The sequence below is a fragment of the Streptomyces sp. NPDC015130 genome (assembly GCF_043080005.1).
In the GTDB taxonomy this organism is placed as follows: Bacteria; Actinomycetota; Actinomycetes; order Streptomycetales; family Streptomycetaceae; genus Streptomyces.
Window position 1 is genome coordinate 102,540 of the sequence record NZ_JBIBVC010000006.1, and the last position, 21,571, is coordinate 124,110.

Annotated in this window: 19 protein-coding genes and 2 tRNA genes; 8 read left to right on the forward strand and 13 right to left on the reverse strand. The window is 73.8% G+C overall.

Going from position 1 to position 21,571, the window contains the following annotated elements:
* Positions 1 to 30 precede the first annotated feature (30 nt).
* A complete protein-coding gene (locus tag ACF08F_RS14455) occupies positions 31 to 1,281 on the forward strand; it encodes a M6 family metalloprotease domain-containing protein (RefSeq protein WP_392298810.1) in 1,251 nt (416 codons plus the stop codon).
* Between the two features lie 93 nt (positions 1,282 to 1,374).
* Here the strand turns inward: ACF08F_RS14455 and ACF08F_RS14460 are convergent.
* From ACF08F_RS14460 to ACF08F_RS14475, 4 genes are all read right to left on the reverse strand, one after another.
* Positions 1,375 to 1,448: transfer RNA gene (locus tag ACF08F_RS14460), tRNA-Lys, on the reverse strand.
* Positions 1,439 to 2,068, reverse strand: coding sequence for a hypothetical protein (locus ACF08F_RS14465; protein WP_392298811.1), 630 nt, complete (start codon positions 2,066 to 2,068; stop codon positions 1,439 to 1,441). Before ACF08F_RS14465 ends, ACF08F_RS14460 begins: the two co-directional genes overlap by 10 nt.
* Before the next feature lie 173 nt (positions 2,069 to 2,241).
* Positions 2,242 to 2,598 (reverse strand): hypothetical protein, encoded by a 357-nt coding sequence (locus ACF08F_RS14470; protein WP_024759088.1) that lies wholly within the window; start codon positions 2,596 to 2,598, stop codon positions 2,242 to 2,244.
* Positions 2,599 to 2,717: 119 nt separating this feature from the next.
* Positions 2,718 to 3,344 carry a TetR/AcrR family transcriptional regulator C-terminal domain-containing protein gene (locus tag ACF08F_RS14475; protein WP_392298812.1) on the reverse strand — a complete coding sequence of 209 codons (627 nt, stop codon included), beginning with the start codon at positions 3,342 to 3,344 and terminating at the stop codon, positions 2,718 to 2,720.
* Between the two features lie 79 nt (positions 3,345 to 3,423).
* Between ACF08F_RS14475 and ACF08F_RS14480 the strand changes: the two genes are divergently transcribed.
* Entirely contained in the window at positions 3,424 to 4,011 is a 588-nt protein-coding gene (locus tag ACF08F_RS14480; RefSeq protein WP_392298813.1) for a peroxiredoxin-like family protein, read from the forward strand.
* A 246-nt stretch (positions 4,012 to 4,257) separates the two neighbouring features.
* Here the strand turns inward: ACF08F_RS14480 and ACF08F_RS14485 are convergent, their stop codons facing one another.
* Genes ACF08F_RS14485 through ACF08F_RS14495 form a run of 3 tightly spaced genes read right to left on the reverse strand, consistent with a single transcriptional unit; the run spans position 4,258 to position 8,326 of the window.
* Positions 4,258 to 5,601 carry an AAA domain-containing protein gene (locus ACF08F_RS14485; protein ID WP_392298814.1) on the reverse strand — a complete coding sequence of 448 codons (1,344 nt, stop codon included), beginning with the start codon at positions 5,599 to 5,601 and terminating at the stop codon, positions 4,258 to 4,260.
* The gene (locus ACF08F_RS14490) at positions 5,598 to 7,187 is read right to left on the reverse strand and encodes a hypothetical protein (RefSeq protein ID WP_392298815.1); all 1,590 of its coding nucleotides are present in this window, start codon (positions 7,185 to 7,187) and stop codon (positions 5,598 to 5,600) included. Before ACF08F_RS14490 ends, ACF08F_RS14485 begins: the two co-directional genes overlap by 4 nt.
* On the reverse strand, positions 7,178 to 8,326 hold the full coding sequence (locus ACF08F_RS14495; RefSeq protein ID WP_392298816.1) for a hypothetical protein: 1,149 nt from the start codon (positions 8,324 to 8,326) through the stop codon (positions 7,178 to 7,180). Before ACF08F_RS14495 ends, ACF08F_RS14490 begins: the two co-directional genes overlap by 10 nt.
* Before the next feature lie 184 nt (positions 8,327 to 8,510).
* Between ACF08F_RS14495 and ACF08F_RS14500 the strand changes: the two genes are divergently transcribed.
* Complete coding sequence (locus ACF08F_RS14500) at positions 8,511 to 9,104, forward strand: histidine phosphatase family protein (protein ID WP_392298817.1); 594 nt, start codon at positions 8,511 to 8,513, stop codon at positions 9,102 to 9,104.
* 158 nt (positions 9,105 to 9,262) lie between these two features.
* Here ACF08F_RS14500 and ACF08F_RS14505 read toward each other — a convergent pair whose 3' ends face one another.
* Positions 9,263 to 10,549 (reverse strand): tetratricopeptide repeat protein, encoded by a 1,287-nt coding sequence (locus ACF08F_RS14505; protein ID WP_392298818.1) that lies wholly within the window; start codon positions 10,547 to 10,549, stop codon positions 9,263 to 9,265.
* A gap of 224 nt (positions 10,550 to 10,773) precedes the next feature.
* On the opposite strand from ACF08F_RS14505, the gene ACF08F_RS14510 reads away from it, so the two are divergent.
* On the forward strand, positions 10,774 to 11,214 hold the full coding sequence (locus ACF08F_RS14510; protein WP_392298819.1) for a hypothetical protein: 441 nt from the start codon (positions 10,774 to 10,776) through the stop codon (positions 11,212 to 11,214).
* A 134-nt stretch (positions 11,215 to 11,348) separates the two neighbouring features.
* The gene (locus ACF08F_RS14515) at positions 11,349 to 12,215 is read left to right on the forward strand and encodes a spermidine synthase (RefSeq protein ID WP_392298820.1); all 867 of its coding nucleotides are present in this window, start codon (positions 11,349 to 11,351) and stop codon (positions 12,213 to 12,215) included.
* Positions 12,216 to 12,221: 6 nt separating this feature from the next.
* Here ACF08F_RS14515 and ACF08F_RS14520 read toward each other — a convergent pair whose 3' ends face one another.
* Complete coding sequence (locus ACF08F_RS14520) at positions 12,222 to 12,815, reverse strand: hypothetical protein (RefSeq protein ID WP_392298821.1); 594 nt, start codon at positions 12,813 to 12,815, stop codon at positions 12,222 to 12,224.
* Positions 12,816 to 12,926: 111 nt separating this feature from the next.
* Here ACF08F_RS14520 and ACF08F_RS14525 point away from each other — a divergent pair, with 111 nt between their 5' ends.
* From ACF08F_RS14525 to ACF08F_RS14535, 3 genes are all read left to right on the forward strand, one after another.
* Positions 12,927 to 13,628 (forward strand): response regulator transcription factor, encoded by a 702-nt coding sequence (locus ACF08F_RS14525; RefSeq protein ID WP_392298822.1) that lies wholly within the window; start codon positions 12,927 to 12,929, stop codon positions 13,626 to 13,628.
* Positions 13,625 to 15,034: an ATP-binding protein gene (locus ACF08F_RS14530; protein ID WP_392298823.1), complete on the forward strand. Its 1,410-nt coding sequence runs from the start codon at positions 13,625 to 13,627 to the stop codon at positions 15,032 to 15,034. The genes ACF08F_RS14525 and ACF08F_RS14530 overlap by 4 nt, the downstream gene beginning before the upstream one ends.
* A 184-nt stretch (positions 15,035 to 15,218) precedes the next feature.
* Positions 15,219 to 16,751 carry a cellulose binding domain-containing protein gene (locus tag ACF08F_RS14535; protein WP_392298824.1) on the forward strand — a complete coding sequence of 511 codons (1,533 nt, stop codon included), beginning with the start codon at positions 15,219 to 15,221 and terminating at the stop codon, positions 16,749 to 16,751.
* A gap of 182 nt (positions 16,752 to 16,933) precedes the next feature.
* Here ACF08F_RS14535 and ACF08F_RS14540 read toward each other — a convergent pair whose 3' ends face one another.
* The 4 genes from ACF08F_RS14540 to orn all read right to left on the reverse strand — a co-directional run bounded on the left by ACF08F_RS14540 (position 16,934) and on the right by orn (position 21,498).
* A complete protein-coding gene (locus tag ACF08F_RS14540; RefSeq protein ID WP_392298825.1) occupies positions 16,934 to 17,380 on the reverse strand; it encodes a hypothetical protein in 447 nt (148 codons plus the stop codon).
* Entirely contained in the window at positions 17,377 to 20,439 is a 3,063-nt protein-coding gene (locus tag ACF08F_RS14545) for a DNRLRE domain-containing protein (RefSeq protein ID WP_392298826.1), read from the reverse strand. The genes ACF08F_RS14540 and ACF08F_RS14545 overlap by 4 nt, the downstream gene beginning before the upstream one ends.
* Before the next feature lie 271 nt (positions 20,440 to 20,710).
* Positions 20,711 to 20,783, reverse strand: a tRNA-His gene (locus tag ACF08F_RS14550).
* 112 nt (positions 20,784 to 20,895) lie between these two features.
* The gene (gene orn / locus ACF08F_RS14555; protein ID WP_392298827.1) at positions 20,896 to 21,498 is read right to left on the reverse strand and encodes an oligoribonuclease; all 603 of its coding nucleotides are present in this window, start codon (positions 21,496 to 21,498) and stop codon (positions 20,896 to 20,898) included.
* Positions 21,499 to 21,571 lie beyond the last annotated feature (73 nt).

Sequence of the window (21,571 nt, forward strand, 5' to 3'; positions counted from 1 at the left end):
GTGTCCCGCCCTATCGATCCGGAGGTCCACGTGAGGGGTCAGCAGCCACCCGGGGGAGTGGAGCTGCCGAGGCTGCGTGCCGGTGCGGCTGCCTTCACCGCGCTCGCCGCGCTCGCCGCCACCGGTCTCGTCGCCGGTCCCGCGGTCGGCGCGCCCGCGGGCAGTCCCTGCACCCTGCCCCGCACCTCGGCCCATCACTCGCTCGGCCTCGACACCTGGAACGGCTCCTACCCGCGCCCCACCCGCACCCTCGACGCGGTCATGATCTTCCTGTCGTTCCCGGACTCGACCCCGCTGACCACCCCGGCCGAGCTCACCGCCGACCACTTCCCCGCCACCAGCGAGTACTTCGACCGCGCCTCCTACGGCCGCTTCGACCTGCGCCCGCACCCCCGGTCCGACTGGACCCGGATGCCGCGGGAGTCGGGGGAGTACGACATACGGCGCGACTGGGACTCCAAGAAGCGCGCGGCCTACCTGCGCGACGCGGTCGCCGCCGTCGACGCGGACGTCGACTTCTCGCTGTACGACATCGTCTACCTGGTCGCCGACCCGGACGCGCCCGGCGTCGACTCCGACGCGACGAAGGTCGTCAACCTCGAACGCCCGCTGAAGGCTGACGGCACCGAGATCAAGCGGGTCGTGACGGTCTTCGAGCGGCACCCGCCCGACCGGAACGTCCTCGCCCACGAGACCGGCCACGTCTTCGACCTGCCCGACCTGTACCACCGCCCGTCCGACGGCAAGGGCGACTGGGACACCCATGTGGGCGACTGGGACGTCATGGGCAGTCAGTTCGGGCTCGCGCCCGACCTCTTCGGCTGGCACAAGTGGAAGCTCGGCTGGCTCTCCCGCGCCCAGGTGACCTGCGTCCAGGGGCCCGGACCCCAGCTGGTCAGCCTGGAGCCGAACAGTGCCCCGCCCACGGAGAGCGGCACCCTCGGAACCCGGCTCGCCGTCGTCCGGACCGGCCCGGACAGCGTCCTGGCGATCGAGGCGCGCGGCTCCGCGGGCAACGACGCCGAGACCTGCACCGAGGGCGTCCTCCTGTACCGCGTACGCAACGGCGCGGCCTCCGGCGACGGCCCGGTCCAGGTCGTCGACACCCACCCGAGCACCGAGGCCTGCTGGGAGCGCTCCGTCTACCCGCCCCTCGCGGACGCGCCGCTGGAGGAGGGCGAGACCTTCACCGTGCCCGGTACGGGCGTACGCGTCGAGGTGGCGGACCGCACCGAGGCGGGCGGCTGGACCGTGAAGGTCACCCCGACGGGCACGGACTGACGGAAGCCCCGCCGGAGACGGACCCCCGCCGGGAACGGTCCGCCGCCGCACACGAAGAAGCCCCCCGCTTCCGCGAGGGGCTTCTTCCGTCTGTGCGCCGCCAGGGACTCGAACCCCGGACCCGCTGATTAAGAGTCAGCTGCTCTAACCAACTGAGCTAGCGGCGCCTGCTGACGTCGTAGACATTAGCACCCGGATCGGCGGGAGGAAAAATCGATACCCGCACGTCGGGCGCGGCGGCCGTCCGGACGGCCCGCACACAGGCCCAGAGCACGACCTCGGGACCGGGCAGCCACGGGTTCCGCGTGTCGGGGGCCACCAGCCAGCGGGGTCCCGCGGAGTCGGCGGGCGTGAGCGGGGGCACGGTCACCGCGTCTCCGACGCCGTGGCAGATCGGCCGGGGGACGGCGTCGCCCCACTCCTCCCAGTCGAGCAGCGCCGGCAGCCGCTGGGCCGTCCCGGCCGCGGTGAACAGCAGCATCCGGCCCCGGTGCACCGCGACCGGCCCGGAGCCCGGGCCCTCCTCCCACAGCCGGTCCAGCATCCGGCGCCCGAAGACCGGGTCCACGTTGACGACGTCGAAGACCGTCCCGCAGGGCAGCGCCGCGGGCGAGGCCGGGCTGGCCTCCCAGCGGGTGAGCGCCGCCCCGGGGCGGCCCCCGGCGGCCGAGGCGAGCCAGGCGGCCCCGTCGGCGGTCACCCGGGCCGTCTGGTGCCGGCCCTCGTCGCCCTGCCGCAGGAAACGGAAGATGTCGTACGGGGTCTCGTCGCGCAACCAGGTCGTCATACGACCACATCTACCGGCCGTGACGACCCGGTTTCCGAGAGTCGCGGAATCCCTGACAAGGCGGGTGGTCGAGGAGTATCGTGCGCCCCGCATATGCCACGGGACGGGGCGCGAGCCGCCGCCCGGGGAGTCTCCGCGGGCCGCCCCGGACGGGTGGCCCGCCGCTTGCCGGCCTACTCCTCCGCGGGGCGTCCGTTCGCCCGGATCAGGCCGCGGCCGAACTCGATCATCTTCAGGGCGTAGTCCTCGGTCCACTCCGCCCGCTCGGCGACGTCCGCCGCCGTCAGCCGGTCGAACCGGCGCGGATCCGCCAGCTGCGCCGCCGCGATCGCCTGGAACTCCGTCGCGCGGTCCGTCGCCGCACGGAACGCGAGCGTCAGCTCCGTCGCCCGGGCCAGCAGCTCGCGCGGGTCCTCTATCGACTCCAGGTCGAAGAAGTGCTCCGGATCGGCGGTCGCCTCGGCAGGCTCGAAGACCAGCGGCGCCGGCCGCAGCCGTCGCTGTCCGCTCCGCTCCGCGGGTTCCGCCATCGTTCTTCTCCTCCTCGCACAGACACGGCCCGGGATCCCGGGCCGCTTTCCATTGTCCCGCGCCGCGCAAGAGCGCGAGGCCCCCGCCGCGCGCCCCGACTCCGCTCCCGGGCCCCGGTTTACGGGGTCGGCTCGCCGGCCAGGCCGCGCAGGAGGAAGCGCAGGCCGCCGAGGAACTCCTCGTCCGGTCCGACCTCGCCCGCGCTCCGTGCGGTTGCCGTCAGATGGGGGAAGCGGTCCTCGGGCAGCGCCGCGATGGCTGCCGTGCCCTCGCCTGCGAGCGGCCCCAGGTGTTCGAGCTGGATCGCCCCGGTCACGTACCCGTGGAGGGCGCGGAGGGCGACGACCCTCCGGCCGCCGTCGAACCCGGCTTCGGTCAGGATGCCGAGTACGGTCTCCGACCACTGCAGCCCCGCGACCGCGCGGTGTCGGTGGGTGACGGCCAGGGGGACGGCCCCGGGGTGGGCGGCCACGCCGTCGCGCAGCCGCCTCGCCATGATCTCGATCCGTTCCTGCCAGGGCGCGGGCTCGGCGGGCGGGGTGGTGTCGACGGAGCCGAGGACGTGTTCGACCACGAGCTCCTCCAGTTCGTCGCGGTCGGCCACGTAGCGATAGAGCCCCATGGTGCTCACGCCGAGCTCCTTGGCGACGGCGCGCATGGAGAGGGCGGAGAGCCCGTCGCGGTCGATGACGGTGAGGGCGGCGGCGGCCAGCTGGTTCTGGCTGAGGGAGCGGGGTCGAGGCATGGCGGTTGACAGCGTACGCCCTACGCCTACGCTGTAGGAGTACGCCGTACGCCTACGAATCCCCTGAGGAAGGTGTCCCATGCGCACGCCCACGTCCCGCACACGACTGGAGCCCGGCCACGCCGTGCCCCGCCGCACTCTCGACCCGGTCCTCGGTCCCCCGGTGACCCTCCCGGATCCCGGGCGCCTCACCCACGTCCAGTTCCGGCGCTTCGCGGGCTGCCCGGTCTGCAACCTCCACCTGCGGTCGGTGGTCCTGCGGCACGAGGAGATCGAACGGGCCGGAATCCGGGAGGTCGTGCTCTTCCACTCACCCGCGGACGAGCTCCGCGAGCACGTGGCCCATCTGCCCTTCGCCGTCGTCGCCGATCCCGACCGACTCCTCTACGCCGAATTCGGCGTGGAGGCCCATTGCAGGTCCCTGCTCGACCCGCGCGCGTGGCCCGCCATCGTGCGGGCCGTCGTGCGCGGCGTCATCGAGCTGGCCCGTGGCCGCGGCCGGCTGCCCGCCACCTCGCAGCCGGCCGGGCGGCTGGGCCTGCCGGCCGACTTCCTGATCGCTCCCGACGGCGGACTCCTCGCCGCGAAGTACGGCGAGCACGTCTACGACCAGTGGTCGGTCGACGAGCTCCTCACCCTCGCATCGGCCCCCGCGACGGCTCGATGACGCCGGAGCGGCTGCCCCCGGGGCGTGGGCCCGGTGCTACGGACGCCACGAGACCCGGTGCTCCGCCAGGTGTGAGAGGACCGCGTGGTTCGCCTCCCAGCCGTCCGGGCTGTGATCATCGGCCGCCTCCGGCGGCGTGCCGGACTCCGTCCGGCGGGTGGTGCCGTGCCCTCATGCGCAGCGTGCCCGGCGGGGGCATCCCGGGTGAGGGGGACCCGTCGTGTGCTCGCCTCCGCGGCCCGCGCCCTACGGCGTCCAGGTCACCCGGTGCTCCGCCAGGTGTGAGAGGACCGCGTGGTTCGCCTCCCAGCCGTCCGGGAAGGACACCGCCGCGCCCAGTTGGACCGGCTCCGTCGACGGGTGCTCGTCGAGCAGTTCCGTGACGCCCGCCCGGCACACGACGACGCACGCGTGCCGGTGCCGGGAGGCCAGCACGCACAGGCGGCCCGTCTCCAGGTGGAAGGCGGTCGCGTCCGGGCGGCCGGACAGGGGATGGAGGACGACCGTGACGTCGTACTCGCGCCCCTGGAGCCGGTTCGCGGTGTCCACCGTCACACCCGACACGCCGAGCGCCGCGAGCGCCGCCCGCACCGCCGCCGCCTGGTCGCGGTGGGCCGTGCCGACCGCGACCCGGTCGGGCGTCAGGGGCACCGGCGTCTCCGAGCGCTCCGAGACCGCGGCGCCGCCCCGGTCCAGGAGCCGCCGCACGACCAGGGCGACCGCGCCGACCGCCTCCGGATCGGTGCGCGGGGTGGTGCGGGCAGGCAGTTCGAGCAGCCCCCAGCCCGACTCCGCCGCCTCGTCGAGGACCCGGTCGGGCCCCGAACCGTCCGACGTCACCGAGAACGAGAGCTTCCGGTCCCCGGGCCCGGTGCCGCTGCGGAAGGGCGTGTACGGGTAGAACGCGTCCGAGACCAGCGGCGCCGCCGAGGCGGGCAGCCGCCAGGACACCGGCAGCCGGTGCTGCGGCAGCTCCGGATTGTGCGCGAGCAGCGTCGAGACCGCGCTCGCCGACGGGTCGTAGGAGAGCCCCGCCCACTGCTCGGCGCCCACCACCGAGAACGGGTCCAGCTGCCCGGGATCGCCCACGAACAGCGCCCGCTCGAACAGCCCCGCCACGGCGAGGAGCCCGTCCGAGCGCATCTGGTACGCCTCGTCGACGATCGCGTGCGCCCACGGCTCGACGTTCTTCACGTGCGCCCACTTGGCGGAGGTCGAGAGGACGACCGGCAGCCCCGTCAGCTCGCCGGGCTTCGCCGACTTCCGCACGTTGGCCAGGTCGTCGAGCGCCTTGTCGTACGGGTCGCTGTCGTTCGAGTGCAGCCGGCCCACCTCCAGGCCGGGCTCCTTCTCGGCGAGCCGCAGCACCAGGTCGTCCACCTGTGCGTTCGTCTGCGCGACGACCATCAGGGGGCGCCCGGCGGCGGCCAGTTCGAGCGCGGCCCGCACGACCAGGGTCGACTTCCCGGCACCCGGCGGGGAGTCCACGACGACACCCCGCGCGGTGCCGTGCAGGGTGTCCGCCAGGATGCCGTCCGTCGCCCGGCCGGCCTCGGCGGACGGGTCGAAACGGGGCTCGGGAATCGTCACAGCACGTCCTCGGGGGTCACGGCGTCGGGCAGTTCCACGGCGTCCGTCCCGGGGGGACCGCCGTGCGTCCAGGGCGTCTCCTCCGGCTCCGGAAGCTTCGGCCCGACCCGCGACTCGTGCTCGAACAGCGTCCAGGCGATGTGCTCGCCCTTCTCCGGCACCGAGCCCTCCGCGGGCTCCTTCGACCGCCCCATCCGGTCCAGGAGCCGCAGCACCAGCGAGCCGTCCTCCTCGTACCGCACGAACTCCGCCGCCTGTGGTTTCCCGTCGAGCGAGCGGAACACCCTCGCCTTCTCCGCGAGGTGCGGCCGGTCGTCCGTGCGGACCGTGAGCAGCGGCCGGGGCGCGGGCCGCTTCGACTCCGTCCAGGCCATCGTCACCTCGGCCACCTCCGCCGCGAACGCCTCACCCGCGAGCCGCCGCCCCGCCAGGACCAGCGGGTCGTCGAGAGCCTCCTGCGCCTCCAGCTGCCCCTGCGCCCGCTCCCGGTTCGCGAGCTTCGAGGCGGCAGCGATCACGTCGTCCTGGCGCGGCTGCGGCGGCTCACCGGCCACCACGCGGTCCCGGTGGCCGGTGAACGACCAGCGGTCCCGGGTCCAGCGGTCCTCGACCCTGGCGCCCTCCGGCAGTTCCCGCAGCAGGCCGAGCGCCCGCCAGACCGCGTCCCACGTCGGCTTCAGCTGCGCGGCGACGAGCCGCCGGACCTCCCGCTCGGCCCGGTGCAGCTCACCGAGGCCCGCGTCGGCCGCCTCGCCGTCCTCGGCCGCGCCGAGTGCCAGCCGGGCCCGGTCGTACCGCTCGATCGCGGGCGCCAGGAGCCGGTTGTCGAAGGCGGGGTCCGTGGCGGGGCCGGCCGGCGGGCACAGCAGCTGCCCCCGCTCGTCCCGCCCCGTCTCGGCCCGCAGCGCCCCCTCGGGCCCCGACTCCCCGTCCCGCGGGTCGATCCAGGCGAGCAGCGCACCCAGGTGCTGGTCCTCCAGGGACGACTGGCCGGTCGCCCAGTGCCGGTTGAGCAGGTCCGTCGCCGCGAGCAGCAGCGAGGAGCCGGGCACCCGCGCCCGGTCGCCGTAGTGCGTCAGCCAGCGCCCGAGCAGCGGCACCCGCGGCGGCGCCGGGAACGGCGTCTCCGGGTCCTGCTCGGCCGTCCGCCGGAACCGCGTCGACCGCCCCAGCAGCCGTACGTACTCGATGCCCGCCCGGCTCGGCACGATCAGCTGCGGCGCGTCCGCGCACAGCTCGACCTCGACCTTCACCTTCTTGCCGGTCTCCGGGTCGACCTCGCTGCGCTCCGCCGCCTCCACGACGTCCGTGAACGAGTCGACGTACGGCAGGACCTCCTCCGCCAGGTCGGCGAGGAACGAGAACCGCAGGTCCCGGTCACGCGGCTGCGTCACCACGAGCAGCCGGGGCGCCCCGGGGTCGGTGCCGACGAGCGCCCCGAGCGGAGCTCCCGCCTCACCGGCGGTCGTCAGCGGTACGAGGACGAGCGGCCGCGCGGACACGTGCCGGTGGCGGACGGTGGCCAGCGGCTGGGCACGGCCCGACTCGACGGCCTCCATGCGGGCGAGCGCGGAGATCAGTGACATTCCGGAGCCTCCCCGGCCGGCGCCGGCACCCGGTCCAGCGCCTCCTGGCGCAGCGCCCGCGCCCGGCGCAGGGCCGCCACCGCGGGATCGTCCGGATCACCGGCCTCGCCGCGCGCCGCCGCCAGGACCGCGCCGACCGTCGTGAGGCCGCCCAGCTCGCCCCGCACCGCCCGGCCCAGGGTCTCCACCGCGCCCGCCTCCCGGGCCCGCGCCCGGCAGTGGAAGGCCAGCTCGCAGGCGGCCAGGCACTCCGGCGCGTACGCGTGGGGCACGGACTCCACCGCCTCCGTCAGCTCCGCCGCCGAGCACCCCGCCACGTCGAAGGTCGTGCCCTCCGGCAGGGCGTCCGCGATCTCCTCGATCCGGGTCAGCCGGGCCAGCTGCCGCAGCGTCACCGACCGCTGCTTGCGCACGTCCACGACCGAGGCCGTCGGCACGTTCGAGAAGTCCTTCGGGCAGACGAGGAGCACCGAGTGCGCCACCTTCGCGCCCTCGGTCACCGCCGCCGTCCGCTCCAGCGCGAGCACGTACACGGCGGACTGGCGGGCCGCAGCGCCCACCTTCGAGGCGTCGGCCGCGCCGTCGATCATCGGGAAGGACTTGATCTCGACGACCGTCCACCGCCCGTCCGGGCCGACCACCACCGCGTCCGGCTCCAGATAGACCGGGGAGCCGGCCACCTCCAGGGCCAGCAGCGGATGGTCGAGGAGTGTCCACGACCCGGCCGCGGTCGACTCCCGCAGCGCGAGCGCCGTCCGGGCGGTCCGGCCCTGGGGCCCGGCCGCCGCCAGATCGGGCACGGAGACCGCGCCGGGCTCCTCGACGCCGAGGAGGCGCAGCAGCTCACGGCCGCCGTCCGCCTTCACCTTCGCCTCGAAGGAGTTGCCTCGCATGATCGCGAACTGGGACTGGCCGAACGGCGCGGGGGAGCCCAGCTTCGAGGCGAGCGCCGCCTTGTCGACCCCGGCGCCGTCGAGCAGCGCCCGGCGCCGGCAGCCGGGATTGGCGGCGAGCGCCGCGAGCGCCCGCGCGTCCAGGGCGCGCGGCGCCGTGCCCGGTCCGCGCAGCTCCGCCAGATGCTGCCTGAGTGTCGTCGTCTGCGACGGTCGTGGCAGACCGCTGTCAAGGGATGCGCTCACCCGCGGAAGTCTCGCATCCGCCACTGACAACCGTCCCGGAGTCGCCCGGACGTCACCCCGAATGCACGTGGGCGATGATGGAAGAGGCCCGCCTCACAGGCGGCCGCACGCCCCACAGGCCCCGCGCCTCATAGGGTGCACGCCCCGCACGTCCGCACCGTGAACCTCCTGGAGACTCCTTCCCATGGCACCGCGCATCCTGCTCGCCCGGCACGGCCAGACCGAGTGGTCGCTTCTCGGCCGGCACACCGGCAGGACCGACATCCCCCTGCTCGACGAGGGCCGGCGCGGCGCGAAGCTGCTCGGTGAGCGGCTGCACCGTGGACCGTGGCAGGGCCTGCCCGACGTGGAGGTGCGCACCAGCCCGCTGGTCCGCGCGAGCGAGACCTGCGCCCTCGCCGGCTTCGCCGACCGAGCCGAGCCGTGGGACGCGCTGATGGAGTGGGACTACGGGGCGTACGAGGGCATGACCCCGGCCCAGATCCAGGCGATCCGTCCCGGCTGGCTGATCTGGCGCGACGGCGTCCCCGAGGGCGAGTCCATGGCCGGGCTGTCGGACCGCGCCGACGCGATCGTGGAGTGGGCCCGGTCCGCCGACCGTGACGTCCTGGTCTTCGCCCACGGCCACATCCTGCGCTCGATCGGCGCGCGTTGGCTCGGTGAGGACGTCTCGTACGCCTCCCGCATCCGCCTCGACCCGACGAGCCTCTCGGTCCTGGGCTGGGCGTACGGCGCACCGGCGATCGAGCGCTGGAACGACACCGGGCACCTGGAGTAGGACGCGGGAACGCCCGGGACATCGGGACGCGGGGACCTCGGGGCGTCAGGACGCCCGGACCGCGGGCGCCGGCACGTCGGGACGCCCGGACCGCGGGCGTCGGCACGTCGGGACGCCCGGACCGTGGACGCCGGTGACCCGGATCGACCGACGGCGGCTCAGTACGCGGCGAGGACCCGGCCCGTCTCGGCGAGCATCCCGCGGATCCGGGCCGAGGCGATGCCGTCGAGGGACTCCGCGACGCGCTTCGCCTCCGCCGCCGCCTCCTCCGGGCGCCCCGCGTGCGCGAGGTCCCGGGCGAGGTGGGCGCGGTAGAGCGCGAGGTTCCGGGCGAAGTACGGATTCTGCAGGACCGTGGCCCGGTGGGCGTGACGGGCGGCGCGTCCCCACTCGCCGAGGGCCGCCCAGCACTGGGCCTCCAGGGCCTCCCGCTCGGGCTCGCCGAAGAACGACATCCACTCGGGGTCGCCGTCGGAGGGCCCCCGGTCGAAGTGCGCGTGGGCGCGGCCGAGGGCCTGGTCGCAGGCGGACCGGTCGCCGAGCCCGGCCCACGCGCCCGCCTCCCGCAGCGAGAGCAGCGAGAGCAGCCGGGCCGAGTCGAGGGGCTGCGCGGCCCGCAGCCCCGCCTGCGCCGCCCGGACCGCCTCGCGGTACCGGCCGGTGTCCCGGGCCAGGAACGAGGTGTTGCAGAAGGCGTGCGCCTCCAGCGCCGCGTTCCCCGAGACCCGCGCGGTGGCGAGGGCCTCGGCGTAGTGCGAGCGGGCGTCCTCGTGGCGGCCCGAGTCGTGGGCGAGCCAGCCGACCGAGAGGGACAGCTCGCCGGCGCCCGCGTGCAGCCGGTCCTCGGTGGAGCGGCGGGTCATGCTCCCCGTGTCGAGCAGCGCGTACGCCGTACGGAGGGGCTGCGCGGCCACCTTGTAGAGCCCGTCGGCGCCGTGCCGGTCGTCGAGCAGGCGGATCTGCCGTACGGCCTCCTCGACGGCCCGGACCTCGGTCTCGCCGATCCTGTGGGTGCCGCGGGGGGACGGGATCGCGACGGCGGGGCCGCCGAGTCCCAGCGAGGCGGCCGCCAGGGTGGCGGAGCCGCTCGTCATGAATGCGCGACGCAGCACGTCGCTCTCCTCATCGTTCCGGGTCGAGATCGCGGCGGGGGGCGAGGCGCCGACCGGGGCGGCCTGCCGCCGGCCGCGCACCGTCTCCCGCGCGGAGAAGCCCAGGTCGGAGAGGCCGAGTCCGGGGAACATGTGCAGGAAGACCCGCTCGTACGCGTAGTTGGGGCAGCGGATCTCGCCCGCTTCCACGCGCCCGATGTAGCGGGCGTCGCACGCGACCTGTTCGCCGATCTCCCGCGCCGCCCGGCGGACAGCCGCGGCGAACTCCGCCGGCGAGTGCTGTCCGCGGAGCCGGCGGAAGGCGAGATTGGGAACTGCCCGTGACATCGCCATGGCCGAGCCCTCTCCTGGTGCTGCCGGGTGGTCCGGCGGCAAGAACGTACCTGCTGTGACCGGATGCGTACGCTGAGTTTGGCTACAAATCGGATATCTCGCCTGTGATCTGCCATGAACTGCCATCCTTTGCAGCGGCATGCCGCCGTAGCCGTTGACGCGCACGGGCGTTGAACCGTAAGGGAGAGACGGAACGTGTCTCCTCTGGAGCGAGGAGGGGTCCCATGTCGGAGATCGGTTCGCAGTCGGCCACGTGGCACGCGCCCGCCCCGGACGGCGGCGCCCAGTCCCCCGCCGAGCCCTGGGACCTGGTGACCGTGCCGGTCCGGCAGGGCCTGGAGGCCGTCGACATCCTGCGCCGCGGCGGCACCCCCGCGGTCGGCCCGGTGGTCCATGACGGGACCTGCGACACCCTCGGCTTCCTGGTCCCGCCGGGCACGGCCGCGGCCTGGGACATGCCGGGCAGCGCGTGTACGAGGACCTCGGGGCGCGGACTCCGCCTCCCCGAGCTGCCGGAGCTCCCCGAACCGACCGGCGACACCCCCCGCCCGGCGGGCTGGCTGCTGCCGCCGGGGGACGCCGACCCCGTCACCGACCCGGCGGTGCTGCGCGAGGCGCTCGGGGAGGCGGCCCGGCTCATCGAGGCGGCCGACGGCTGCCACTGAGCCCGCGCCCCGGCCGCCACAGGGCCCCTCGCCCCGGCCGCCACCGAGCCTCCGCCCCGGCCGTCACAGGACCCCGCCCGGTCTGCCCGGGCGGCCGCTGAGCCCCCCGCCTGACCTGCCCGGATAATGGAGCCGTGGCCAGGAACAGACAGCGTGACCGGGCGGCGACCGCCGCAGCCGTCGTCGAGACCGTCGACGGCGGGCTCGCCGAACTCGTACCCGACCGGGAGCGTCCGCGCGCCTGGACGCTGCTCATCGACGGCGCCCCGCAGTCGTACGTCGACCTGGACGACCCGGCCCGTCTCTCCTTCGAGTACCAGCGGCGCCTCGGGCACATGGCCGACCTCGCCGCCCCGCCGAACCGGCCGCTCCAGGTCGTGCACCTCGGCGGCGGCGCCTTCACCCTCGCCCGGTACGTCGCCGCCACCCGCCCCCGCTCCACCCAGCAGATAGTCGAGGTGGACGGCCCCCTGGTCCAGTTCGTCCGCCGGGAGGTCCCCCTCGACGTCGGTGCCCGCATCCGAGTGCGTACCACCGACGCCCGCGCCGGACTCGCCAAGGTGCAGGACGGCTGGGCGGACCTCGTCATCGCCGACGTGTTCAGCGGGGCCCGCACGCCGGCCCACCTGACCAGCACCGAGTTCCTCGCCGAGGTGCGCCGCGTCCTGCGGCCCGGCGGGTTCTACGCGGCGAACCTCGCCGACGGTCCGCCCCTGACCCATCTGCGCGGCCAGATAGCCACGGCCGCCGCCGTCTTCCCCGAACTCGCCCTGACCGCCGACCCCACGGTGCTGCGCGGCCGCCGCTTCGGCAACGCGGTGCTGCTCGCCTCCGACCGGGAGCTGCCGGTGGCCGAGCTGACGCGCCGGGTCGCGACCGATCCGCACCCGGGCCGGGTCGAGCACGGCCGGGAGCTCGCCGACTTCGCCGGGGGTGCGGCCCCCGTCACCGACGCGAGCGCCAAGCCCTCGCCCGTACCGCCCGCGTCCGTCTTCCGCTGAGCGGCCTCAGGTCGCGCGGTCCTCGATCTCCACGCGGGGCGCGGTGTCGTGCCACAGGCAGAACACCGACAGCTCGCGGCCGTCCCTGGTGAAGGTCACCCGGATCCAGGTCGGCTGCTTCCACACCTGCATCTGCCAGCCGGACGCGGGGATCGCCGAGACCAGCTCCGCCGAGGTCTCGCCGAGGTCGAAGGTGACCCGGCCGCCGTCGACCGTGTAGCTCTTCACCGAGGACGCCTGGGTGGACGCCGGGCTCGTGGCGGGCGGGGCCGTGGGGCTCGCGGGCGCCGTCGTCGTGGCCGGGGGCCGGTCGGCGGAGGTCGTGGCGGGCGTGGCGGAGGCCGTGCGCTCCGCGGTCGGCGTGGACGTCGGGGACGGCGGTGAGGTCCTGGGCGTCTCGGGCCGGCGGGTCGAGGAGGTCAGCGGATCGCTGCCCCCGGCGCCCGGCGCGTCCTCGGTGGTGCCGGCCGGGAGGGGCAGCGCCCGCGGGGGGTCGTAGACCGTGCCGGACAGCACGGTGTGCACTCCCCACCAGGACAGGGTGACCGCCGCGCCGGTGGCGAGCGACCAGGCCAGGGCGTGAACGAGTCCTCTTCGCACCGGGCCATAGTGCACCACCCCGTCAGCAGCCCCACGGGAGGGTGGACCTGGGGCCTGTCGGCGGACACGCCCCTGCTCACCCGTTCGCCCGAATGGCGTACGGTGCCGCCCATGGCAAGTGTGCTCGTGGTCGAGGACGACCAGTTCGTGCGCTCCGCCCTCATCCGCCAGCTCTCCGAGGCCTCCCACACGGTACGGAGCGTCGGGACGGCTCTGGAGGCGTTGCGCGAGGTCGCCCATTTCCGTTTCGACGTGGTCATCCTCGACCTCGGACTCCCCGACCTGGACGGGTCCGAGGCGCTCAAGATGCTGCGCGGGATCACCGACGTACCGGTGATCATCGCGACCGCCCGGGACGACGAGGCCGAGATCGTACGGCTCCTCCACGCCGGTGCGGACGACTACCTCGTGAAGCCCTTCTCGGTGGACCACCTCTCGGCCCGCATGGCGGCCGTCCTGCGCCGGGCGCGGTCCGGCGCGGGCGAGGCGCCGCCGTCCCGCGTCATCCGGGTCGGCGGCCTCACCGTCGATCCGCTGCGCCGTCAGGCGGAGCTGGACGGGGCGCCGTTGGACCTCACCCGGCGCGAGTTCGACCTGCTCGCCTTCCTCGCCGGGCGGCCCGGCGTGGTCGTGCCGCGCAAGGAGCTGCTCGCCGAGGTGTGGCAGCAGTCCTACGGGGACGACCAGACCATCGACGTACATTTGTCATGGCTGCGAAGGAAGTTGGGCGAAACGGCCGCCCGGCCCCGCTACCTCCACACCCTGCGCGGGGTGGGCGTGAAGCTGGAGCCGCCCCGGGAGCCGCAGCCGTGAGATGGGCACTCGTCAAGGTGTCGCTGGCCGTCACCGTGATGGTCGTCGTCGCCTTCGCCGTGCCCCTCGGGCTCGTCGTCAAGGAGATGGCCCGCGACCGGGCCTTCTCCAACGCCGAACGCCGGGCCGCCGGACTCGCCCCCGTCCTCGCGATCACCACCGACCGCCAGGAGCTGGACAAGGCCGTCGCCACCACCGAGGACGGCGCCGCCGGACGGCTCGCCGTCCATGTGCCCGCCGCCGAACAGGGCGGCACGGCCCTGGAGATCGGCACCCGCAGGGCCGACGCCGAGGAGCTCGCGGCCACCCGCCTGCTGGGCCGCGCCTCCATCGCCGAGGTGCCCGGCGGCTTCGCGCTGCTCCAGCCCACCGCGATCAGCAGTGGCCAGGTCGCCGTCGTCGAACTCTTCGTCCCCGAGGGCGAGGTCAGCAACGGCGTCGCCACCGCCTGGCTGGTCCTCGCCGGTGTCGGCATCGCCCTGATCGTCGGCTCCGTCGCCGTCGCCGACCGGCTCGGCGTCCGTATGGTCCGGCCCGCCCAGCGGCTCGCGGGCGCCGCCCACGAACTCGGCGAGGGCCGGCTCGGCGCGCGCGTGCCCGAGGAGGGCCCGCCCGAGCTCAAGTCGGCGGCCGTCGCCTTCAACTCGATGGCCGACCAGGTCGTCCAGCTCCTCGCCAACGAACGCGAGCTCGCCGCCGACCTCTCCCACCGGCTCCGCACCCCGCTGACCGTGCTGCGGCTCAACGCGGCCTCGCTCGGCTCCGGCCCCGCCGCCGAGCAGACCCGGGCCGCCGTCGAACAGCTGGAGCGCGAGGTCGACACCATCATCCGCACGGCCCGCGAGGCGAAGCCGCAGACCCAGGCGACCGGGCCCGGCGCCGGCTGCGACGCCGCCGAGGTCGTCCGCGCGCGGATGGACTTCTGGTCGGCGCTCGCCGAGGACGAGGGCAGGCTGGTCCGGGTCGCGGGAGTCGAGCGTCCCGTACGCATCCCGGTGGCCCGCCCCGAACTCGTCGCCGCCCTCGACGCCCTGCTCGGCAACGTCTTCCGGCACACCCCCGAGGGCACCGCCTTCTCCATCGACCTCCACAACGGCGACGACGCCGTGATCGTCCTGGTCTCCGACGCGGGAGCCGGCATCGCCGACCCCGCCGCCGCCCTGGCCCGCGGCAACAGCGGCGGCAAGCCCGGCTCCACGGGGCTCGGCCTGGACATCGTGCGGCGCATGGCCGAGGCCACCGGGGGAGACGTCGCCATCGGGCACTCCGTCCTCGGCGGCACCGAGGTCCGCGTCTGGATCGGGCTCGACGGGCGCCGCCAGGGTGCCACGACGGGCCGCCGCGGCCATCGCCCGGCCCGCCGCCGACGCGGCGGCACGGGCACCCGCCGCGCCGCCGACGCCTGAGCGGAGGCGTACGGGGGTGGGGCCGGGACGGGTGCGGGGTGAACCTTTCGTGGTTCCGATGCCCTCCTTAAGCGGACCCTAAGAATCCCAACCCCCGTCCGCTCATGGGCTTTTGTCCGATTCCCGCTCGCTAGCGTGCTGCCGCACCCCACCCCCACACCCGGCACACAGAGGCAGGCACGCGATGGGCACCAGTTCGCACCGGCGCAGGGCGAGCACCAGGACCAAGGCCGTCGGAGCCGTCGTCGCGGCGGCGATCGTCGGAGGCGTCGCCTTCGCGCTCGGCGGGACCGCGCAGGCCGCCGCCGTCGGCGCCGCGTACACCCGGACCAGCTCCTGGACCGGCGGCTACACCGGCCAGTACGTCGTCACCAACGAGACGGCCACCGCCCAGTCCGACTGGACCCTGGAGTTCGACCTCCCGGCCGGGACGACCATCGGCTCCCTCTGGAACGGCGAGCACACCGTCTCCGGCCGCCACGTCACCGTGAGGCCCGCGAGCTGGAACCGGCAGCTCGAACCCGGCCGGTCCGTCACCGTCGGCTTCGTGACCTCCTCCACGGGCACGGCGGGCGACCCGAGCGGCTGCCTCATCAACAAGGCCGCCTGCTCCGCCGGCGGCCCCGCCCCCACCCCCAGCGGCCGCCCCACCGAGCAGCCGACCGCCACCGCCTCCCCCTCGGCGACGGCCACCACGAAGCCCACCCCGACCGCCACCGCGACCGCGAAGCCGACCCCCACCGCGACCGCGACCGTGAAGCCGACCCCCACGGCCACCACCCCCGCCCCGACCCCCACCGCGACGGCCACCGGCGGACCCGTCGGAGCCGCCAAGTACGCCCCGTACGTCGACACCTCGCTCTACCCGGCGTACGACCTCCTCGCGACCGCCGACGCCACCGGCGTGAAGGAGTTCAACCTCGCCTTCATCACCTCCGGCGGTTCCTGCGCCCCGCTCTGGGGCGGGGTCACCGACCTCGCGAACGACAGGGTCGCCGCCCAGATCGGCGCCCTGCGCGCCAAGGGCGGTGACGTCCGCGTCTCCTTCGGTGGCGCCGCCGGCCACGAGCTGGCCCTGAACTGCTCCTCCGCCTCGGCACTCGCCGCCGCCTACGGCAAGGTCATCGACCAGTACAAGCTGACCAAGGTCGACTTCGACGTCGAGGGCGCCGCCCTGCCGGACACCGCCGCCAACACCCGCCGCTCCCAGGCGATCGCCCAGCTCCAGAAGAGCCACCCCGGCCTGAACGTCTCCTTCACCCTGCCCGTCATGCCCGAGGGGCTGACGCAGCCGGGCGTGGCGCTCCTCGCCGACGCGAAGAACAACGGCGTCCGCGTCGACGCCGTCAACATCATGGCGATGGACTACGGCCCGGCGTACAGCGCGGACATGGGCACGTACGCGATCCAGGCCGCCACCGCGACCCAGGCCCAGGTCAAGGGAGTCCTCGGGCTCTCCGACGCGGCCGCCTGGAAGGCCGTCGCCGTCACCCCGATGATCGGCGTCAACGACGTCACCACCGAGATCTTCAAGGTCGACGACGCCACACAGCTCGTCGAGTTCGCCCGGTCCAAGGGCATCGGCTGGCTCTCGATGTGGTCCTCGACCCGGGACAAGCAGTGCGCGGCCGGCGCCGTGAACCACGCCGACGCCACCTGCTCGTCGATCCTCCAGGCGCCCCTGGCCTTCACGAAGGCCTTCGCCGCCTACAAGTAAGGCCGCTCCTCCCCCTGGTCCCCCCCCACAGGCGCGCGCCCCGGCCGAGACACCCCACCCCGGCCGGGGCGCGCTTCCCTGTCCGGGGCCCGCGAGTCCCCGTCGCGCGGGACGTGCGGGAACGACCGAGGCCCCGGTTCGGGAAACCGGGGCCTCGGCCGTACCGCGGGTGAAGGGGGGCGTCAGGCCGTGGCCGTGAGCTCCGTCCTCCGGAACTCGCCACGGAGGCCCAGGAGGCACGCGGCGGAGGCGATCACGGCGAACAGCACCATGAGGCCGTTGATCACGACATCAGGTCCGGCGTCCTGGGCCAGGGCGTTGGCCGTCGCCGACCAGGCGCCGAGCACCTGGACGGCCGTCGCCAGGCCGAAGCCCGCGACCCGGGCCCACGTGGGTCCCCTGCCCGCGAAGGCCGGCAGCGCGAGCAGGGCCGCGGCCCAGAGCAGGACCAGTACCGCCACCGCTTCGGCACCGAGGAAGAGCAGGGCGCCGGAGCCTGCCGACTCCGTGTGGTCGATCTCCGAGGTGTCCGGCATGAAGACCGCCATGGACAGCTGCATGAGCAGCAGGTAGGCGACCTCCAGGGCCAGGATCGCCGCACCCGCCCGCTTCAGGTAGAGGGACGTCACTGGTTGCTCCTCACGAGTCGGCCGCTCTTGATGATCCACAGCTTGCCGTTCCGCTGCGCGCTCCGGCAATCGTCCCGTGCCCTGATGCCGGCGTTGGTCTGGCCGGTGCGCTTGCGGCCGATCTCCCGGCCGATCGCGTTGTTCTTCAGGTCCATCTGCTTGTCGACGCCCGAGGACGTGGACTCGTGCCGGGTGGCGAACTCGTAGGCGTCCGTGGTGGACAGCCGGATCTCCATCCGCGCGTTCCAGTAGCAGTGCCGGAAGGAGTCGCCCGTCCCCTGGAAGAGGGTGCTGTCCGGGTACCAGTCCTGCGCCTGCTTGAACGCCTTGTTCGCGGCGTCGTAGGCGGTGGTGCAGTCGATCGGGTTCCAGAAGCAGTAGGACCGCTCGGAGGGGGTGGCGCTGCCGTAGCCGAAGCCGGGGTCCATCAGGACCGGGAAGGCGATCTGCTGACCGGCGGCCGGGTCCAGCGAGGCGGTGACGGTGCTCCCGTCGAGCGTGAGCTTGACCGGGATCTCCACGCCCTTCGCGTCCCGCGCGATGGGCGCGGTGATGAAGGTCAGGTTGCCCAGCTCGTCCGCGATGATGATGACGTTGCCCGCGGCCTGCGTCGCCGTCTGGCCGGGGAGCAGCCGCAGCGTGTACGAGTAGCTCTGCGCGGCGGCGGCGCTCCTGAGGAGGTGGAACGTCTCGACGGCGTTCTGCCCCGTCCGGATGGCGAGGGTGTCCGCGTCCGTCTGCGTGTTCGGGTAGACGATGACGCCGGTCTCGCTGAGGCCGGCGGTCGCGGCGGCACCCTCCGGCATGGTCACCGAGGTCTGGGTGGTGCCGTCGGCGCTGGTGCCGACGATCTCCTGGCCCGCGGTGCCGGGGAGTTCGACGATCCCGGAGGCCAGGACGGACTCCTCGGTCTCGGTGACCTCGGGGTCGATCTGCTCCTGGTAGCCGACGGGCGTGTCGTCGACCTCGGGGTACTCGGTGTCGACCGGACGGTCCTCGGCCTCGGCCGGCGCCTCCTCCGGGTGCAGCAGGTCGGCGAAGTGCGTCTCGGCGAGCTCGTTGATGAAGCCGGCGGTGAGGCCTCCGCTGATGCGGCCGGCGCGGAACGAGTACTCGGCCGGTTCCGACCACGTTCCGGCGGCGTTCCTGACCCGGGCGGTGAGGACGTGCGTGCCGTCCGTCGCGGGGGTCAGGTTCACGGTCGCCTTGCCGGCCGTGAGCGCGACGGTGCTCGGCGCGGCGCCGTCCAGGGCGTACTCGGCCGTGACGGCCTGCCCCTTGGTGTCGGCGATCGTGAACGATCCGGGCGTTCCCGCGCCACCGTGCCACAGACCGTCGGCGGGGTAGGTGGTGGAGGTGACGGAGGGGGCGACCGGCACGGACGTGTCGACGGTGAGGGTGCGCCAGGCGGACCAGCCGCCGTTCCAGAGCTTCCCGTCGTAGACCGCGATGCGCCACTTGTAGGCGCCCGGCGCGAGCGCGGGGGACGTCCAGGCGCCGGACTTGCCGCTGGGGACGTAGGCGGAGGTGCCGGTCGTCAGCTTGGTGGTGCCGGCGCTGTTCCAGACCTCGAAGGTGAGGCGTACGGAGTCACCGTCGGGGTCCGTGGCGTAGCCCGTGAGGGTCGGGGTCGTGTCCGAGGTGACCGTCGCGTTGAGCGGGCTCAGGGGCGCGGCCAGGTTCGGCTTGGTGTTGTACGTGACGACGAGCGTCGGTTCGGTGGGGCCCTGCGAGCCGTCCACGTAGTTCGCCGAGCGGAAGCGGCGCCAGCTCAGCGAGTCCAGCTCGTCCACGGCGCGGACCTGGAGGCCGTGGTTCGGCTGGCCGTCGGCCCAGGCCTGGACGATGCCGTCGACGTCCCAGCGCATGAAGTTCGCGGGGCAGGCGGAGCTGAAGCCGTAGGCGGCCTTGGAGACGACGGAGCCGTCGGTGGTGGTCGCGGGCTGCGCGCCCCAGGTCACCGCGCTGGGGTCCCAGTTGGCGGTGATGCGCTTGACCGCGACGCCCGAGCCGGTCGCGGAGCAGCTGGAGGACCAGTAGGAGTGCAGCCGGAACTCGGTGTCCAGGATCTGCGTGCCGGCGTACTTCGCGACGTCGAACTTCACGTACGAACGGGCCTTGGTGGCGCCGCCGTCGTAGGTGCCGGCCTTCAGCTCGGTCGAACCGCGCTGGGAGTCGGGGTAGTTGGTGGCGACCCAGGTGTCCGTGGACGCCGCCAGGGTCGTCGTGGGGTCGATGTTCACCGGGTAGGTGACATCGGGGTCGGTGAGGAACTCCATGCTGGGCTTGAGGACCAGGACGGCCTTGCCCCCGGCCCGCTCGATGCGGGTCTCGATCTCCATGGAGTGCGTGGGGTCACCCGACTTCGGGTTCGTCCCCATGCCCCACATGCGGGGCGCCGGGGCGCTGGCGACCAGCGTCCCGGTGGAGTCCTCCAGCCGGAGGTGGCCCGACTTCTCCTTCTCCAGGCTCAGTCCTTCGAGCGTGACGGGCAGCCGCAGCTCGACCGGCTCGGTGGGGCGCTCGTGCAGGATGAGCGACTCGGTGAAGCCCTGGGGGAGCGCGGTGACGTGCAGGTCGCCGTTGGGGACGACCTCCTCGTAGACCGCCGTGTCGCCGTCGAGCTGAGGGGCCGGCAGGGCCTTCGAGGCGGACCAGTCGAGGCCGAAGGTCCGGCCGGAGCGGGTCACGGCGGCGAAGTCCTCCGTGCCGCCGTCGGACAGCTCCACGTCGGCGACGGCGACTTCGGGCTCCAGGCGGGCGCCGGTGTCGACGAGGGTCGTGTCGAGCGGCTTCCACTCGCCGCCCTCCTTGACGCGGACCGGCCCGGAGGCCGTCTCCGTGGTGAGCGTCCCGTTCGGGTTGGCCCAGGTGCTGGAGGTCGCCGTCCGCTCGGACAGGGCCTCCACCTTCGTACCGCCGAGCGCGGCGGCCAGGCGCGCCGAGGCCAGGTCAGGTGCCTCGGTCGTGCGGACGGACGTGGTGCCGGAATCCCCGGCGCGTGGTGCTGTTTCCTCGGCCGCGAGCGCCGGCAGCTGTATGGACAGCGTCAGCGCCACGGCAGCAGAGACCGAAGCGGTACGTACGCCTCTTCGCATCTCTCCCCCTTAGCTTGTTCGTTCGATGTGGATCACCCGTAGGTGGCCCGTGAGCTTTGCATGAGAACGAGGTGAAGAGAGTGTCAGGGGCATATGCGATCGATCACAGTGCGTTGCGGAAGTTTGCATTCCGTAACAACGGGTGATCAAGGGAAGAAGGGGTGGGGGAGGCGGGGGCAACGAAAAGGCCCCGACTCGCGTCTCCGCGAATCGGGGCCTTTCCCCTATCAAGGGTGAGTAACGGGACTCGAACCCGCGACATCCTGGACCACAACCAGGTGCTCTACCATCTGAGCTATACCCACCACGACCGGTTCTCGGGGCTTTCCCCGACCGGCCGAGAAGAAGTCTACAGGGTTCTGAGGGGTGCTCGCGCCCACCTTTTCCGGAGGGGGTTCGGCGGGCGCGAGCGGGCGGTCATTCGGCCGGTACGACGTGCTTGGCGGCGATCCGCTTGGCGGTGTCCGAGTCGGGGCCGGGCTGCGGCACGAAGACGGCCTCGCGGTAGTAGCGCAGTTCCGCGATGGACTCGCGGATGTCGGCGAGGGCCCGGTGGTTGCCGTTCTTCTCCGGACTGTTGAAGTACGCCCTCGGGTACCAGCGGCGAGCCAGCTCCTTGACCGAGGAGACATCGACGATCCGGTAGTGCAGGTGGCTCTCCAGGGCGGGCATGTCCCGGGCGAGGAAGCCGCGGTCCGTGGAGACCGAGTTCCCGCACAGCGGCGCCTTGCCGGGCTCCTTCACGTGCTCGCGGATGTACGCGAGGACCTGGGCCTCGGCGTCGGCGAGCGTGGTGCCTCCGGCGAGCGCGTCGAGGAGCCCCGAGGAGGTGTGCATCTGGCGCACGATCTCCGGCATGGTCTCCAGCGCCGCGTCCGGCGGGCGGATCACGATGTCCACCCCGTCGCCGAGCACGTTCAGTTCCGAGTCGGTGACCAGCGCGGCCACCTCGATGAGTGCGTCGTCCGTCAGCGAGAGCCCGGTCATCTCGCAGTCGATCCACACCATGCGATCGTTCATGCGTCCACCTTAGGGGGTGGGCCGCCGATCTTGCCGGGCATGGCGGGACACGGCCGACGGGCCTGCGGGGACA